The sequence below is a fragment of the Blastococcus mobilis genome (genome assembly GCF_900188025.1).
Classification (GTDB): Bacteria; Actinomycetota; Actinomycetes; order Mycobacteriales; family Geodermatophilaceae; genus Blastococcus_B; species Blastococcus_B mobilis.
Genome location: NZ_FZNO01000019.1, coordinates 18,383 through 34,440 on the forward strand (window position 1 = coordinate 18,383; position 16,058 = coordinate 34,440).

12 protein-coding genes and 1 riboswitch are annotated in these 16,058 nt (G+C 74.0%); of the genes, 8 read left to right on the plus strand and 4 right to left on the minus strand.

The features are described from left to right. Positions 1-55: 55 nt before the first annotated feature. Together CHB94_RS16395 and CHB94_RS16400 are read left to right on the plus strand one after the other, a co-directional pair. A complete protein-coding gene (locus tag CHB94_RS16395) occupies positions 56-1,504 on the plus strand; it encodes an APC family permease (RefSeq protein ID WP_089337639.1) in 1,449 nt (482 codons plus the stop codon). Then, positions 1,501-2,523 (plus strand): acetamidase/formamidase family protein, encoded by a 1,023-nt coding sequence (locus tag CHB94_RS16400; protein WP_089337640.1) that lies wholly within the window; start codon positions 1,501-1,503, stop codon positions 2,521-2,523. The genes CHB94_RS16395 and CHB94_RS16400 overlap by 4 nt, the downstream gene beginning before the upstream one ends. Positions 2,524-2,538: 15 nt before the next feature. Here the strand turns inward: CHB94_RS16400 and CHB94_RS16405 are convergent, their stop codons facing one another. Further along, positions 2,539-4,122 carry an FAD-dependent oxidoreductase gene (locus CHB94_RS16405; RefSeq protein ID WP_089337641.1) on the minus strand — a complete coding sequence of 528 codons (1,584 nt, stop codon included), beginning with the start codon at positions 4,120-4,122 and terminating at the stop codon, positions 2,539-2,541. A gap of 77 nt (positions 4,123-4,199) precedes the next feature. Between CHB94_RS16405 and CHB94_RS16410 the strand changes: the two genes are divergently transcribed. Beyond that, positions 4,200-4,811, plus strand: a complete 612-nt coding sequence (locus CHB94_RS16410; RefSeq protein ID WP_089337642.1) for a helix-turn-helix domain-containing protein — start codon at positions 4,200-4,202, stop codon at positions 4,809-4,811. 9 nt (positions 4,812-4,820) lie between these two features. Here the strand turns inward: CHB94_RS16410 and cobN are convergent, their stop codons facing one another. Together cobN and CHB94_RS16420 are read right to left on the minus strand one after the other, a co-directional pair. Next, the gene (cobN, locus tag CHB94_RS16415) at positions 4,821-8,435 is read right to left on the minus strand and encodes a cobaltochelatase subunit CobN (protein ID WP_089337643.1); all 3,615 of its coding nucleotides are present in this window, start codon (positions 8,433-8,435) and stop codon (positions 4,821-4,823) included. Positions 8,436-8,491: 56 nt separating this feature from the next. Beyond that, positions 8,492-8,555, minus strand: a riboswitch (cobalamin riboswitch). A gap of 78 nt (positions 8,556-8,633) precedes the next feature. Then, positions 8,634-9,173, minus strand: coding sequence for an FKBP-type peptidyl-prolyl cis-trans isomerase (locus tag CHB94_RS16420; protein ID WP_089337644.1), 540 nt, complete (start codon positions 9,171-9,173; stop codon positions 8,634-8,636). Positions 9,174-9,315: 142 nt separating this feature from the next. Between CHB94_RS16420 and CHB94_RS16425 the strand changes: the two genes are divergently transcribed. The 4 genes from CHB94_RS16425 (at position 9,316) to CHB94_RS16440 (ending at position 14,196) form a co-directional block, all read left to right on the plus strand. Then, the gene (locus tag CHB94_RS16425; RefSeq protein ID WP_089337706.1) at positions 9,316-10,464 is read left to right on the plus strand and encodes a ferredoxin-like domain-containing protein; all 1,149 of its coding nucleotides are present in this window, start codon (positions 9,316-9,318) and stop codon (positions 10,462-10,464) included. 138 nt (positions 10,465-10,602) lie between these two features. Continuing rightward, positions 10,603-11,814: an HNH endonuclease signature motif containing protein gene (locus tag CHB94_RS16430; RefSeq protein ID WP_089337645.1), complete on the plus strand. Its 1,212-nt coding sequence runs from the start codon at positions 10,603-10,605 to the stop codon at positions 11,812-11,814. Positions 11,815-11,929: 115 nt separating this feature from the next. Continuing rightward, entirely contained in the window at positions 11,930-12,550 is a 621-nt protein-coding gene (locus CHB94_RS16435; RefSeq protein WP_089337646.1) for a precorrin-8X methylmutase, read from the plus strand. Positions 12,551-12,699: 149 nt separating this feature from the next. Then, positions 12,700-14,196: a precorrin-2 C(20)-methyltransferase gene (locus CHB94_RS16440; protein WP_089337708.1), complete on the plus strand. Its 1,497-nt coding sequence runs from the start codon at positions 12,700-12,702 to the stop codon at positions 14,194-14,196. Here the strand turns inward: CHB94_RS16440 and CHB94_RS16445 are convergent. After that, positions 14,184-14,921 (minus strand): cobalt-precorrin-6A reductase, encoded by a 738-nt coding sequence (locus CHB94_RS16445; protein WP_089337707.1) that lies wholly within the window; start codon positions 14,919-14,921, stop codon positions 14,184-14,186. The genes CHB94_RS16440 and CHB94_RS16445 overlap by 13 nt on opposite strands. 26 nt (positions 14,922-14,947) lie before the next feature. Here CHB94_RS16445 and CHB94_RS16450 point away from each other — a divergent pair, with 26 nt between their 5' ends. Continuing rightward, the gene (locus CHB94_RS16450; RefSeq protein ID WP_089337647.1) at positions 14,948-16,039 is read left to right on the plus strand and encodes a cobalt-precorrin-5B (C(1))-methyltransferase; all 1,092 of its coding nucleotides are present in this window, start codon (positions 14,948-14,950) and stop codon (positions 16,037-16,039) included. Positions 16,040-16,058 lie beyond the last annotated feature (19 nt).

The window sequence follows — 16,058 nt, forward strand, 5'->3', positions numbered from 1 at the left end:
TCTACTCTCTGCCCGGCCCGGCTGGGCGCCGGAGGCGCGAGATTCAGGAGTTGTCATGAGCGAGCCCCGAACCACCAACGATCCCGCCGGCCCACTGCCGGGCGCCGCCCGCGGACCGATCCCCGCCACCGGCGATCCGGGCGTCGAGGCGTTCGGCTACCGCCAGGAGCTGAAGCGCTCCCTCAGCTTCACCGACCTGCTGGTCTACGGCCTGGTCTTCATGGTCCCGATCGCGCCGTTCGGCATCTTCGGCGGCGTCTTCCAGGCCTCGGGCGGCATGGTCGCCCTCGCCTACGCGATCGGCATGCTCGCCATGGCGTTCACGGCCGCGTCGTACTCGCAGATGTCGCGGGCGTTCCCGATGGCCGGCTCCGTCTACACCTATGCCGGCCGCGGCATCGGCCAACCGGTCGGCTTCCTCGCCGGCTGGATGATCCTGCTCGACTACGTGCTGGTTCCCGGGCTGCTCTACCTGATCGCGTCGATCGCGATGAACTCGATCGTGACATCGGTGCCGGTGTGGATCTGGCTGGTCGCGTTCGTGGTGCTGAACACCGTCGTCAACTACATGGGCATCGAGTTCACCGCCCGGATCAACAAGCTCATGCTGATCGGCGAGCTGATCGTGCTCGCGATCTTCCTGGTCATCGGGGTCATCGCCCTGGCCGGCGGCGAGGGGCGTGGCTTCGACTTCTCCCCGATCTACAACAGCGACACGTTCTCGCTCGAGCTCGTCTTCGGCGCCGTGTCGATCGCCGTCCTGAGCTTCCTCGGCTTCGACGGCATCTCGACGCTGGCGGAGGAGAACCGGGACGCCGCCCGCTCGCTGGGCAAGTCGATGATCGCCGCGCTGGTCCTCGCCGGGACGCTGTTCATCGTCCAGACCTGGGTCGCCGCGCTGCTCGTGCCCGACCCGGACACCCTCATCGCCGAGGGCGACGCCGCCGGGACGGCGTTCTACGACGCGGCCGGGGTCGCCGGCGGCGCCTGGCTGGCCACACTGACCGCGGTGGCGACGGCGATCGCCTGGGGCTTCGCCAACTCCCTCGTCGCGCAGGCCGCCACCTCGCGGCTGCTGTTCGCGATGGCCCGCGACCGCCAGCTGCCGGCGATCCTGGCCAAGGTGGACCCGAAGCACCGCGTGCCGGTCAACGCCACGCTCGTCGTCGCGGTCATCTCCCTGGCGCTGGGCATCTACATGAGCCAGCGCGACGACGGCATCACGCTGCTCTCGACGCTGGTCAACTTCGGCGCGATGACGGCCTTCCTGCTGCTGCACGTGTCGGTGGTCGTGCACTTCGTCGTCCGGAAGAAGAGCCGCAACTGGGGCCTGCACCTGGTCGTCCCGGTCATCGGCTTCGCGATCCTGGCCTACGTCGTCTACAACGCCCAGGTCGCCGCGCAGGAGCTCGGCTTCGTGTGGCTCGGCATCGGGTTCGCGCTGCTGGTCTTCCTGCTGGCGACCGGCCGCAAGCCGGAGCTGAAGGCGGAGGAGAACCTGTGAGCGACCTCGAGGTCATCGCCCTCTCACCGGAACAGGAGCAGCTCCGGTACACCTTCGGCGGGGGCGAGCCCCTGCTGCGCGTGCAGCAGGGGACCGTCGTCGAGCTGACGACCGAGGACTGCTTCGGCGGGCGGGTCCGGAGCGCCGAGGACCTGCCCAGCCAGGTCTGCGAGTTCCCCTACCTGAACCCGGTTACCGGCCCGATCCACGTCGAAGGGGCCGAGCCCGGCGACACCCTCGCCGTGCACCTCGTCGAGATCACGCCGGCGCGCGACTGGGCGGTGTCGGCGACGTTCCCGCACTTCGGGGCCCTCACCGCCACGCACAACACGGCGATGCTGCACGAGCCCCTCGAGGAGGTCGTCTGGGTCTACGAGGTCGACCGCAAGCGGGGCACCTGCCTGTTCCGGCCGCGCCGCGGCGGACCGGAGGTGGAGCTCCCGCTGGACCCGATGCACGGGACCATCGGCGTCGCCCCGGCCGGCGGCGAGGTGTTCGCCAGCATCACGCCGGGCGCCCACGGCGGGAACATGGACACCCCGGAGATGCGCGCCGGGACCACGGCCTACTTCCGGGTGAACGTCCCGGGTGGGCAGCTGTCGCTCGGTGACGGGCACTGCCGGCAGGGCGAGGGCGAGGTGTGCGGCACGGCCGTGGAGGCATCGATGCGCACGGTCGTCGTCGTTGACCTGATCAAGGGCGGCGGACCGGCCTGGCCCCGCATCGAGAGCGATGAGTACCTCATGTCGACCGGGTCGACCCGGCCGCTGGAGGACGCCTACCGGGTCAGCCAGCACGACCTGGTGACGTGGGCTGCCCAGCTGACCGGCTGGGACAGCCTCGACGCCTACCAGCTGGTCAGCCAGGCGGGCCTGGCGCCGGCGGGCAACGTCGTGGACACCAACTACACGATGGTCGCGAAGCTGGCCAAGAAGTACCTGGGCTCCGGCGCCGTCGTGGCTGACGGCGCGCACGACCGGCTGCGGGAGACCGCCGCGACCTACCTCTCCCAGCGCTGAGGCCGCACCCGAGGATCAGCGCAGTCTGCGGGCCACCACGACGGCGTCGTGCACCGTTGCCACGTCGCCCTCGTGCGCGTGCGCCTGTCGCGGCCTCGCCTCGGCGACCACGATCTGCCACTCGCCGGGGTCCAGTGACGAGGCGACCTCCTCCGCGGTGAAGAACAGGTCGGGCGCATGGGGCCTGCGCGCCGCGGTCTCCAGGTCGCTCTTGTCATGTCCGACGACGAGCAGCGTCCCGCCGGGCGCGACCGCGGACGCCAGCTGCGCGACGAGCTTCCGTCGCTCGTCGCCGTGCAGGTGCATGAAGTGCGAGGTCACCAGGTCGTAGGGGCCCGTCACGGGCAGCCCGGCGGTCACGTCGGCGTGCTGCCAGTCGATCCGCGCGGCGACGTCCGCCCCCGCCGCGGCGGCATGGCCGGCCGCCCGTTCCAGTGCGGTGGCGGAGAAGTCCACCGCCGTGACCTGCCAGCCGCGCTCGGCGAGCCAGATCGCGTCGGCCCCCTCGCCGCAGCCCACGTCCAGGGCCGACCCGGGCGCGAGGCCCGCGGCCTGCTCGACCAGCGGGGGGTTCGGCCGGCCGCTCCAGAGCATCGGGTGGGAGCGGTACTGCTCCTCCCAGTCGTGCTCGCGGTGCGGTGCCAGCACGTGCTGCTCCCGGGCGGCGGCGACGGCGAGGCGGGTGTCCTCGGCGATCAGGTCGGCGTTGATCTGCGCCGCCGCGTTCAGTCCGGCGGCGGCCGACGTGATCACCTGGGCCTGCAGGTCGGCCACGTTCCCGGCGACCCACACGCCGGGGACGGCGGTGGCGCCGGTCGGCTCCGACGGGACGTAGCTGCCGACCACGGAGCCGCGCATCTCCTGCTCGACCGTCCCGAGGCCGAGCGAGCGGAGGACGGCGGAGTTCGCGGTGAACCGCGGCGCCACCACGAGTGCCTCCCGCGCGAGGACCGAACCGTCCTGCAGCCGGACGCCGGAGAGCCGGCCGCCGGCCGCCACGAGAGCGGCCACCGTTCCCTCGACGACGGTGATGCCGCGGGCGTCGAGCTGCTCCCGCTCCTCGTCCGTCGGCTCGGGACCGGTGTGCCGGAAGAGGGTGACGTCCGTGCTCCACTGCCGCCAGAGCAGCGACGCGTGGACGCCGAACGGGCCGCCGAGGATGCCGACCGCCCGGTCGCGGACCTCCCAGCCGTGGCAGTACGGGCAGTGCAGGACGTCGCTCCCCCACAGCTCGGCCACCCCCGGCAGCTCGGGCAGCTCGTCGGTCAGGCCGGTGGTCACCAGCAGCCGCCGGGCCTGCACCGTCCGCCCGTCGGCCAGGTCCACCCGGAACCCGTCGTCGGTCCGCTCGGCTCCGCTCACCGAGCCGGTCACGACCTCGCCGCCGTAGCCGGCCACCTCCTCGCGACCGATCGCCAGCAGCTCGCCCGGCGGCGTGCCCTCGCGGCCCAGGTAGTTGTGCACGTGTCCGGCCGGTGCGTTGCGCGGTGCACCGGCGTCGACCACCAGTACCGTCCGCCGCGCCCGGGCCAGCGCCAGCGCCCCGCTCAGCCCGGCGGCTCCGCCCCCGATGACCACCACGTCGTACCGCTCGTCCATCACGTCCTCCTCGCCTCCGGGTGAGTGCGGCCGACGATCCGCCCCATCGAGCCGGGATGACAATTATCGTTGCCGGTATGGCAAAGGACGGCGCTGTCGAGCTCGGCACCGTCCTCTCCGCGGTCGGTCCCCGTCTGCGCGCCCTGCGACTGGAGCGGGGGGCGACGCTCGGCCAGCTGTCGGCGACCACCGGCATCTCGGTGAGCACGCTGTCCCGGCTGGAGTCCGGGCAGCGACGGCCGACCCTGGAACTGCTGCTGCCACTTGCCCGCGCGCACCAGGTGCCGCTGGACGAGCTGGTCGACGCACCCGAGACCGGCGATCCGCGGATCCACCAGCGCTCGTTCGTCCGCCACGGGGTCACGATGATCCCGCTGACCCGCCGGCCGGGTGGTCTGCAGGCCTACAAGCAGGTGTTCCCGCCCCGCTGGCCCGGCGGAGAGGTGGAGCAGCAGGTCCACGAGGGCTACGAGTGGCTCTACGTGCTGTCCGGCCGGATGCGCCTGCGGCTCGGCGAGCACGACGTGACGCTGACGGCGGGCGAGGTGGCCGAGTTCGACACCCGGACCCCGCACGCCGTCACCAACCCCGGTCCGAGACCCGCCGAGGTGCTCACCCTCTACGGCCCCCAGGGCGAGCGGATCCACGTCCGCGCCCGCCCGGCGGCACGGGGCGGCGGCGGCACCTGACCGCCCGGGTCAGGTGCTGACCTGCTGGGCCGGGGTGTCCCCGCCCTCGAGGTCGCCCTCCGTGTCGAGGTAGGCCTGCTGGAGCTCGGCCAGCAGCGCAGGGTCGGGTTCGACCCACATCTGCCGGTCGACGGCCTCGAGCAGCCGCTCGGCGATCCCGTGCAGCGCCCACGGGTTGGACTTCTCGAGGAACGCGCGGTTCTCCGGGTCCAGCACGTAGATCTGCGCGAGCTTCTCGTACATCCAGTCCGCGACGACGCCGGTCGTGGCGTCGTAACCGAACAGGTAGTCGACGGTCGCGGCGAGCTCGAAGGCGCCCTTGTAGCCGTGCCGGCGCATCGCCTCCAGCCACTTCGGGTTGACGACGCGGGCCCGGAAGACGCGGGAGGTCTCCTCCAGCAGCGAGCGGGTGCGCACCTGCTCGGGCCGGGTGGAGTCCCCGATGTAGGCCGCGGGCGCCGTCCCGGTCAGCGCGCGGACCGTCGCGACCATCCCGCCGTGGTACTGGAAGTAGTCGTCGGAGTCGGCGATGTCGTGCTCGCGGGTGTCGACGTTCTTGGCTGCGACCGCGATCCGCCGGTAGGCGGCCTCCATGTCCGGCCGGGCCTGCACCCCGTCGAGGTCACGGCCGTAGGCGTAGCCGCCCCAGACGGCGTAGACCTCGGCGAGGTCGGCGTCCCCGCGCCAGTCCCGGGAGTCGATCAGCGAGAGCAGGCCGGCGCCATAGGCGCCCGGCTTGGAGCCGAACACCCGGGTGGTCGCCCGCCGCCGGTCGCCGTGGGTGGCCAGGTCGGCGTCGACGTGGGCCTTGACGTAGTTGACCTCGTCGGGCTCGTCGAGCCCGGCCACCAGCGTCACGGCGTCGTCCAGCATCGTGACCACGTGGGGGAAGGCGTCGCGGAAGAAGCCGCTGATCCGCACGGTGACGTCGATCCGCGGCCGGCCGAGCTCGTCGAGCGGGATCGGCTCCAGGCCGGTGACCCGCCGCGAGGCGTCGTCCCACACCGGGCGGATGCCGAGCAGCGCGAGCACCTCGGCGATGTCGTCGCCGGAGGTGCGCATCGCCGAGGTTCCCCAGACCGACAGCCCGACCGAGCGGGGGTACTCGCCGGTGTCGGCGCGGTAGCGGTCGACCAGCGACTCGGCCATCGCCTGCCCGGTCTCCCAGGCCAGCCGCGAGGGCACAGCGCGGGGGTCGACCGAGTAGAAGTTCCGGCCGGTCGGCAGCACGTTGACCAGCCCGCGCAGCGGCGATCCGGACGGTCCGGCCGGCACGTAGCCGCCCTCGAGCGCGTGCAGCGTGGCGTCGAGCTCGTCGGTGGTCCGGTCCAGCCGGGGCACGATCTCGTCCACGGCGAATCGGAGGACGGCGGCCACCGTCTCGTCGTCCCGGCCGAGCACCTGGGCCACCACCTCGGGGACGGCGTCGGCGGTCCAGCCGCGCTCCTCCATGACGGCGACGAGCGCCTCCGCCTGCGCCTCGACCGCGTCGGTCGCCCGCAGGCCGGCGGTGCCGTCCTCGGTGAGCCCGAGCGCCTCGCGCAGGCCGGGCAGTGCGACCGAGCCGCCCCATATCTGGCGAGCCCGCAGCATGGCGAGCACCAGGTCGACCCGGTTCTGCCCGTCGGGCGGGGTGCCCAGCACGTGCAGTCCGTCGCGGATCTGGGAGTCCTTGATCTCACAGAGCCAGCCGTCGACGTGCAGGATCATCTCGTCGAAGTGGTCGTCCTCCGGCCGGTCCTTCAGGCCCAGGTCGTGGTCGAGCTTGGCGGCCTGCAGCAGCGTCCAGATCTGCGCACGGACGGCGGGCAGCTTCGCCGGGTCCATCGCGGCGACGTTGGCGTGCTCGTCGAGCAGCTGCTCCAGCCTGGCGATGTCGCCGTAGGAGTCGGCGCGGGCCATCGGCGGCACCATGTGGTCGACCAGGGTGGCGTGCGCCCGACGCTTGGCCTGGCTGCCCTCCCCCGGGTCGTTGACCAGGAACGGGTAGACCAGCGGCAGGTCGCCGATCGCCGCGTCCGGACCGCACGATGCCGACATCCCGACGGTCTTGCCGGGCAGCCACTCCAGGTTGCCGTGCTTGCCCACGTGCACCAGGGCATGCGCGCCGAAGACCGACCGCAGCCACCAGTAGGCGGCCAGGTAGTGGTGCGACGGCGGCAGATCGGGGTCGTGGTAGATCGCGATCGGGTTCTCCCCGAAGCCGCGCGGCGGCTGGACCATCACGACGACGTTGCCCGCCCGCAGCGCCGCGAAGACGATGGCGCCGTCGGTCTCGTCGACGAACAGCGCGCCCGGCGCCGGGCCCCAGTGCTCCTCCATCGCCTCGCGCAGGTCGGCGGGCAGGGTCTCGGAGAACGCGCGGTACTCGGCGGCGGGGATACGGACCGGGTTGCCTTCGAGCTGCTCGCTGGTCAGCCAGTCGGCGTCCTGGCCCCCCGCGGCGATCAGGGCGTGCACGAGCCGGTCGCCGTCGAGGTCGGCCACCCCGGGCAGCGCGTCGGGCCCGTCGAACGGGCCGATGTCGTAGCCCTGACCGGACATGGCCGCCAGCAGCCGCACGACCGACGCCGGGGTGTCGAGGCCGACGGCGTTGCCGATCCGGGCGTGCTTGGTCGGGTAGGCGCTCAGCATGACCACGATCCGGCGCTCGGCCGGGGGCGTGTGCCGCAGCCGCGCGTGGGCGACCGCGGTGCCGGCCACGCGGGCCGCACGCTCGGGATCGGCGACGTAGTGCGTCAACCCGTCGGCGTCGGTCTCCTTGAACGAGAACGGCACGCTGATCAGCCGGCCGTCGAACTCCGGGATCGCGACCTGGTTGCCGACGTCGAGCGGGGAGAGTCCGTCGTCGTCGGCGGCCCACTCGGCCCGGGACCGGGTGAGGCACAGACCCTGGATCACCGGGACGTCCAGGGCGGCGAGCTCACCGACGTCCCAGGCCCCGTCGTCCCCGCCTGCCTGGGCGGTGGCCGGCCGGGAACCGCCGGCCGCAAGCACGGTGACGACCATGGCGTCGGCGGTGCGCAGCGTGTCCAGCAGACCCGGGTCGACCGTCCGGAGGCTGGCGGTGAACACGGGGAGGGCCTGGCCACCGGCCTCCTCGATCGCGCGGCAGAGCGCCTCGACGAAGTCGGTGTTCCCGGCGAGGTGGTGGGCGCGGTAGTAGAGGACGGCGACGGTCGGACCGCTCCCCCGGCTGTCGCGCTGTAGCACCCCCCAGTCAGGGGCCACCGACGGCGGCTCGAACCCCTCGCCGGTGAGCAGGACGGTGTCGGACAGGAACCGGTGCAGCTGGCCGAGGTTGTCCGGGCCGCCCTGCGCGAGGTAGCCGTGGGCCTCCGTGGCGACACCCATGGGGACGGTGGAGAGCTCCATGAGCTCGGCGTCGGGCACCTGCTCGCCCCCGAGGACCACGACGGGCGCCGGGCCGGCGATCAGCGGCGCCAGCTTTTCCTCGTACTGGCGACGGACGCCCAGGATGCGGACGACCACGAGTGCGCTGCCCTCCACGAGGGCGGTGATGCCGGCGTCGTCGAGCCGTGCCGGGTTGCCCAGCCGCCAGTCCGCGCCGCTGGCGCGGGCCGAGAGGAGGTCGGTGTCGCTGGTGGAGAGCAGGGTGAACACGTGTCACGCCTCCCTGGGGGTCCGCGCCCCGCGTCGTGGGTCAGGCACGACCGCCGGAGTGTCTGGCTCACCCGAAGGCTCACAGTGGCGGGACCGCGCCGGATTCGCACCGGCTTCCTCGCTGCGCTGTCGTGGTGGGCCGACCGTACCGGGCGCCGCCGAGCCGCCCGTCAACCCGGCAGCCGTCTTCCGCCCGCGTCAGACGACCTCCACCAGGTCGAGCACGAAGACCAACGTGGCGTCGCCGGGGATCGGGCCCTGGCCGGCCGGGCCGTAGCCGAGGTCGCTGGGGATGGTGACCATCCGCCGGCCACCGACCTGCATGCCGGCGATCGCCTGCTCGAAGCCCGGGATGACCTGTCCGGCACCCACGGTCACCGGGAGGGTCTCGTCCTCTCCCCGGCTCCAGGAGGAGTCGAACTCCTCTCCCGTCCCGTAGAAGGCGCCCACGTACTTCACGGCAACGGTCGTGCCCGCGACTGCCTCGGGGCCGTTCCCCACCACGACGTCGCTGATCTGCAGGTCGCAGGGAGGCGCGACGTCCGTCGCCGGCACCTCCGGCTTCTCCGAGAGGTCGGCGGAGACCCCGTCCAGCGCGTCGGCCGCGGCCGGCCGGCTCTCGCACGCCTGGGACGACGAGTCCTCCCCACCCCCACCGGTGCTGTCGTCCGCACAGGCGGTGACCAGCAGCACGGCCGCGGTCACGGCGAGCAGGCGCGGGGTGGTGCGGCGCATCATGGATCTCCTGGTCGGGACGGGACGGCGATGACGACGGGTGCGGTCGACCCACTAGACCACGCCGTCCTCGGACGGCCGCGACGGCGGACCCGTGTTCGCTGCGGTCGCCGATCGGCGGTGGCGCAGTAGCCTCGCGGGCGCGATGACCGTGCCCCCGATCCGCGAGCGTCCTGACGCCTGTCCCGGCGCGCTGCAGACGCACGCCGCTGCCGATGGCGCCCTGGCACGGGTCCGGCTCCCCGGCGGGGCCCTGACCGCTGAGCAGCTGCGTGCGCTGAGCACGGCCGCGGGTGAGCTGGGCGACGGCGCTCTGGAGCTCACCAGCCGCGGGAACGTACAGCTCCGGGGGTTGCGGTCCGGCGGGGAGCGCGAGCTGGGCGACCGGCTGGCGGAGGCCGGGCTACTGCCCAGCGCCACGCACGAGACGGCCCGCAACGTGCTGGCCAGCGTCCTCAGCGGCCGGACCGGCGGTGTCCTCGATGTGCGCTCCTGGGTCACCGAGTTCGACGCCCGGATGTGCGCCGATCCCGCGCTCGCCGACCTGCCCGGCCGGTTCCTGACCGCGTTCGACGACGGCCGCGGGGACGTCGCCGGCCTCGGCGCCGACGTCGGTCTGCTGGCCCTCGACCGCGCGACGGTGGCCCTCCTCCTCGCTGCAACGGACACGGGCCTGCGGTGCCGGCCGGACGAGGCGGTCGGGCTCGCCCTGGCCGCCACCCGTGGCTTCCTCGACGAGCGGGCGGCACAAGGTGGGACGCCCTGGCGGGTGACCGAGCTGGCAGAGGGGCCCGCCCGGATCGCCGCCGCACTCGGCGGACCTCGCACCGACCCGCTCCCGGTCCCCTCCCCGCCGCTGACCGGCCCGGCCGGCGCGGTCCTCCAGGACGACGGCCGGACCGCCCTGGTCGCCGTCGTCCCGCTGGGTCGGCTGACCGCCGACCAGGCGGGGCTGCTCGCGAGCACCGCGGTGGGCGGGCTGCAGCTGACGCCGTGGCGCAGCGTCGTGGTGCCGGACCTGGAGGGCGCCGGCGCGGCCGGTGCCCTCGCGGCGGCCGGGCTGGTGCTCGATCCCCGCAGCCCGTGGCTGTCGGTCAGCGCGTGCGCCGGGCGGCCGGGCTGCGCGAAATCGCTGGCCGACGTCCGCGGTGACGTCGTCCGGGCGGTGGCCACCGGAACCCTCCCGATGGGCGGCGCCCGCCAGCACTGGGTCGGCTGCGAGCGGCGCTGCGGCCGGCCCTCCGGGAACGTCGTGGACGTCGTGGCAACCAGCACCGGCTACCGGATCGGCTGACCCGCCGAGGCCGCGCACACACACCTGTCAAGACGTTCACGGAATCCGTGGACAGGCATCTGAGCTGCGGATTCGCCTCGCGGGCGGGGCGCGATCGCGGTAGTCTTCGAACACCTGTTCGGGTGCGGAGGGGGTGTCGTGGGGGAACTGCAGTCGGCCCTCGACGCCCTCGCGGCCGACGACCTCCACGCCATGGCCGCGCCCCAGTTGCTCGACCGGACGGCGGAGCTCGTGCGTGCCCGCAACCGGATCGACGCCGAGCTCGCCCGCACCGTCCGGGTCGCCGACCTCACCCAGGCGCCGGAGCACGACGGGCTGAAGACGATGCGGTCGTGGCTGCGTGGTCACGCTCGGCTCTCGCCGGGCGCCGCCGCTGCCGTCGTGCGCAGTGGCCGCGTCATCGAGCACCTGCCGGCGGTGGCGGCCGGATGGGCCGGGGGCGCGATCACCGCCGAGCAGGTCTCCGTCGTCGCCCCGGTCACCCGGCCCGAGAACGTGGATGCCGCCGTCGACCAGGGCGTGGAGCTCGACGAGGTGGACGGCGTCCTGGCCGAGACGGCCATGACCCGCCAGCACGTGCACCTGGGCCGGGTGGTGCACCACTACCTGGCCCGGCTCGATCCCGACGGCACCGAGCCGGAGCCGACGGAGGGCCGCTCGCTGACCCTGTCGCGTCTGTTCGACGGCCGGGTGGCGATCCGCGGTGAGCTGGATGCCGTGGGCGGGGAGAAGCTGCAGGCGGCGCTGGAGTCGGTCGTGCAGGCCGACCGGCCGGCCGGTGACATGCGCACCCGTGCCCAGCAGCTCGGTGACGGGCTGGTGCAGCTCGCGGACAACGCCCTCGCCTCGGGCGACCTGCCGGTGCTGCGCACGGTCAAGCCGCAGCTGATCGTGACCATTCCGCTCGAGGACCTCGCCGACCCGACCACCGGCCCCGGCGCGGCCACCACCGGCTTCGGTGCCACCCTCTCCGCCGCCCGCGCGCGGTGGGCGGCCTGCGACGGCACGATCACCCGCCTGGTGCTCGACCCCGACGGCCAGCCCCTCGATGTCGGGCGGACCAAGCGGGTGGTGCCCCCGCACCTGCGGCGGGTGGTCGAGCAGCGCGACCGGCACTGCGTGTTCGCCGGCTGCGGAGCGCCCACCCACTGGTGCGACGTCCACCATCTGCTGCACTGGATCGACGGCGGCGAGACCTCGCTGGAGAACTCCGCGCTGCTGTGCGAGCGGCACCACACCAAGGTCCACCACGGGTTCCGGGTCGAGCGACCACCCGACGGCCGATGGCGCACCTACCGACCCGACGGCACCGAGATCCTGCTCGCCGAACCCCTGCTGGCGGCGCGCTGATCCGTGCCGCCTGTCCTCCGCGGGACGACAGGGTCACGGTGCGACGTAGCCTCGCCCCGGCAGCGAGCGCTCGACAGGCGCCACTTTCCCGAGCCGACGGAGATCCGCGCATCCCATGTACGAGTACGAGAAGGACGGCGCCGAGATCTACCGGCAGTCGTTCGCGACGATCCGCGCCGAGGCCGATCTCGCCGGGCTGCCCGCCGACGTCGCGCAGGTGGCCGTACGCATGATCCACGCCTGCGGTCAGGTCGACCTCGTCGACGACGTGGCCTTCTCCCCCGCCGTCGTGGAACGCGCCCGCGAGGCGCTGAACGGCGGCGCGCCGGTGCTCTGTGACGCGCAGATGGTGGCGTCGGGCATCACCCGCCGCCGGCTGCCCAAGGACAACGACGTCGTCTGCACGCTGGACGACCCGCGGACGCCCGGGCTGGCCGCCGAGTTGGGCACCACCCGCACCGCCGCGGCGCTGGAGCTCTGGCGCGACCGGCTCGAGGGCGCCGTCGTCGCCATCGGCAACGCCCCCACCGCGCTGTTCCACCTGCTGGAGATGGTCGCCGCCGGCGCACCCCGCCCGGCCGCCGTCCTCGGCATCCCGGTCGGCTTCATCGGGGCCGCCGAGTCCAAGGACGCGCTGGCCGCCTCCGACCTCGAGTTCCTCGTCGTCCGCGGCCGCCGGGGCGGCAGCGCCATCACTGCCGCGGCGGTCAACGCGATCGCGAGCACCGAGGAATGAGCGAAGAGGGGCGTGAGCATCGCAGCGAGGCGGCCGGCGACAGGGAGGGAGCATCGCAGCGAGGAACGAGCGAGGAGCGGACCGACCGCGGAGGCGGCCTGGGCACGGGAGCGAGGAGCGGATCGCTTCGCGGGAGCGGGGTGCGGAGCGTGAGCGGCCGTCTGTTCGGCGTCGGGCTGGGCCCCGGCGACCCCGAGCTCGTCACCGTGAAGGCCGCGCGACTGATCGGCGCCGCCGACGTCGTCGCGTTCCACGCCGCGCAGCACGGCAGGTCCGTCGCGCGGGCCGTGGCCGCGCCCTACCTGCGCGAGGGCCAGATCGAGGAGCTGCTGGTCTACCCGGTCACCACCGGGACCACCGACCATCCCGGCGGCTACCAGGGCGCGATCGACGAGTTCTACGAGGCCGCGGCCGCCCGGCTGGCTGCCCATCTCGACGCGGGGCGCGACGTCGTCGTCCTGGCCGAGGGCGACCCGTTCTTCTACGGCTCGTACATGCACATGCACAAGCGCCTCGCGCACCGGTACCCGACCGAGGTCGTCCCCGGGGTGACCAGCGTCAGCGGCGCCGCAGCGGCGGTCGGCCGGCCGCTGGTCGAGCGGGACGAGGTGCTCACCGTCCTCCCCGGCACCCTCGGCGCCGACGCGCTGGCCGAGCGGCTGGCCGCCACCGACTCCGCCGCGGTCATGAAGCTCGGGCGGACGTTCCCCGAGGTCCGCCAGGCCTTCGACCGCGCGGGGCTTCTCGACCGCGCCCTCTACGTCGAGCGGGCCACCACCGACCGGCAGCGCACGATGCCGCTGGCCGACGTGGACCCCGAGAGCGTCCCCTACTTCTCCCTCGCCCTGCTGCCCAGCCCGCTGACCGCAGGCATGCCGCTCCCCTCCCGTCCGGCAGCCGGGGACGGGCACGGCGGGGAGGTCGTCGTCGTCGGGCTCGGCCCGGGCTCGCGCAGCTGGACGACGCCGGAGGCGGCCGACGCCCTGGCCGCCGCCGACGTCCTCATCGGCTACGGCCCCTACCTCGACCGCGTCCCGGCCAACCCCCGCCAGGAGCGATACCCCAGCGACAACCGCGTCGAGGCGGAGCGCGCTGCCCATGCGCTGGAGCTGGCGCGGTCCGGACGACGGGTCGCGGTGGTCTCCAGCGGCGACCCGGGCGTCTTCGCGATGGCCGCCGCGGTGCTCGAGGTCGCCGGCCGGCCCAGGTTCGCCGACGTCCCCGTGCGGATCGTGCCCGGTCTGACGGCCGCCCAGGCCGTCGCCGCCAAGGTCGGTGCCCCGCTCGGCCACGACTTCTGCGTGCTGTCGCTGTCCGACGTCCGCAAGCCGTGGGACGTCGTCCTCGACCGTCTGCGGCACGCCGCCGCCGCGGACCTGGTGATCGCCCTCTACAACCCGCGTTCCAACCACCGGCCGCACCAGCTGGGCGAGGCGCAGAGGGTGCTGCTGGAGACCCGCTCCCCCGACACCGTCGTCGTGGTCGGCCGGGACGTCGGCGGCCCGGAGGAGCACGTGACGGTGACCAGGCTGGGCGACATGGACCCGGACACCGTCGACATGCGCTGCCTGGTGCTCATCGGTTCGTCACAGACCCGGGTCGGCCCGTCCGGTGCCGTGTACACGCCGCGCACCTACCCCGGCTGAGCGCCCAGCCAGGCCAGGACCTCCTCGACGGTCGCGACCGCGGCCAGCCCGGAGGGCAGGCGCGGACGGCGCACCAGCACGACCGGGAGACCGAGTTCGCGCGCCGCGGTCAGCTTGGCGGCGGTCATCGAAGCGCCGCTGTCCTTGGTGACCAGCACCTCCACCGCGTGCTGCCGCATCAGCGCCAGCTCCTCCTCGACGGTGAACGGGCCACGCGCCAGGACCACCGTCGTGCGTGCGGGCAGCGGCGGAGCCGGCGGATCCACCGACCGGACCACGCACCGGCCGGTCAGCCCGGCGAAGGCCGCGAGCCCCTGCCGGCCGGTCGTGAGGAACACCGAGCCGAAACCGGCCACGGCCTCGGCCGCCTCCGGCAGGGAGTCCACCCATCGCCAGTCGTCGCCGGACTGCTCGGTCCAGCCGGGGCGCTGCAACCGCAGCAGCGGGCGGCCGACCGTGGCGCAGGCCTCGACCGCGGAGGCGGTCATGGTGGCGGCGAAGGGATGGGTCGCATCGACGACGGCCGCCACCGGGTCGGCCTCCAGCCAGGCGGCCAGCCCGGCGGCGCCGCCGAAACCGCCGACCCGCACCTCACCCGGTGGCAGCACCGGGTCCGCCACGCGGCCGGCCAGGGAGCTGACGACGTCGACGCCGTCGGCGACCAGGGCCGCGGCCAGCCGCCGCGCCTCACCGGTGCCGCCGAGGACGAGCACTCGCCGGGTCACGTGCACCCCCCGTGCATGCTGATCCCGTGACCGCGGCGGGCAGGGAGCGCAGCACCGGGCTGCGCTACGGCTGGACGACGGGCGCGTGCGCGACCGCCGCCACCACCGCCGCCTACACCGCGCTGCTCACCGGGGAGTTCCCCGACCCGGTGCGGATCGACCTGCCCCATGACAAGCACCCCTCGTTCGCGCTGGCGACCGAACGGCTCGAGAACCGCGCCGCCACGGCCGCAATCGTCAAGGACGCCGGCGACGACCCCGACGTCACCCACGGTGCGCTCGTCTCCGCGCGGGTGACGCACGGCGGACCCGGCACCGGCGTCACCTTCCGGGCCGGCCGAGGGGTCGGCACCGTGACCAAGCCCGGCCTCCCCCTGCCGGTCGGCGAGCCCGCGATCAACCCCATGCCCCGGCAGTTCATCCGCGAGCACGTCGCCGCCGTCGCCGCGACGTGCGGAGGCACCGGGGACGTCGTCGTCGAGATCGCGGTGGAGAACGGGGAGGAGCTCGCCCGCAGGACCTGGAACCCACGGCTGGGCATCGTCGGCGGCCTGTCGATCCTCGGGACGACCGGCGTCGTCGTCCCCTACTCCTGTTCGTCCTGGATCGACTCGATCCGGCGCGGCATCGACGTCGCGCGGGCGGCGGGTCATCAGCACGTGGCCGGATGCACGGGTTCGACGAGTGAGCGGGTGGTGCGGGAGCTGTACGGGTTGCCCGAGGACGCGCTGCTGGACATGGGCGACTTCGCCGGCGCCGTCCTCAAGTACCTCCGCCGCCACCCGGTGCCGCGGCTGACCGTCGCGGGGGGCATCGGGAAGCTGGCGAAGCTGGCCGAGGGCCACCTCGACCTGCACTCCGCCCGCTCGCAGGTCTCCCCCGACGCCCTCGCGGCCCTGGTGCGCGACGCCGGCGGACCGGCGGAACTGGTCGAGGGAGTGCGAACGGCCAACACCGCGCTCGACGCGCTGCAGCAGTGCCAGGTCGCGGGCCTGCCGCTGGGCGACCTGGTCGCGGCCGGTGCCCGGGAGACCGCGCTCGGGGTGCTGCGCGGCGCTCCGGTCGAGGTCGACGTGGTGGTCATCGACCGCGCCGGGACCGTGGTGGGCCGGGCCTAGCGGCACCGCGCAGGACCCG

What these genes read in the sequence shown, in the direction of transcription:
- CHB94_RS16410 (WP_089337642.1), top strand. Translation starts at nt 4,200, where the DNA reads ATGGCAAAGGACGGCGCTGTCGAGCTCGGCACCGTCCTCTCCGCGGTC.
- CHB94_RS16405 (WP_089337641.1), bottom strand. Translation starts at nt 4,122, where the DNA reads ATGGACGAGCGGTACGACGTGGTGGTCATCGGGGGCGGAGCCGCCGGG.
- CHB94_RS16420 (WP_089337644.1), bottom strand. Translation starts at nt 9,173, where the DNA reads ATGATGCGCCGCACCACCCCGCGCCTGCTCGCCGTGACCGCGGCCGTG.
- CHB94_RS16425 (WP_089337706.1), top strand. Translation starts at nt 9,316, where the DNA reads ATGACCGTGCCCCCGATCCGCGAGCGTCCTGACGCCTGTCCCGGCGCG.
- CHB94_RS16395 (WP_089337639.1), top strand. Translation starts at nt 56, where the DNA reads ATGAGCGAGCCCCGAACCACCAACGATCCCGCCGGCCCACTGCCGGGC.
- CHB94_RS16435 (WP_089337646.1), top strand. Translation starts at nt 11,930, where the DNA reads ATGTACGAGTACGAGAAGGACGGCGCCGAGATCTACCGGCAGTCGTTC.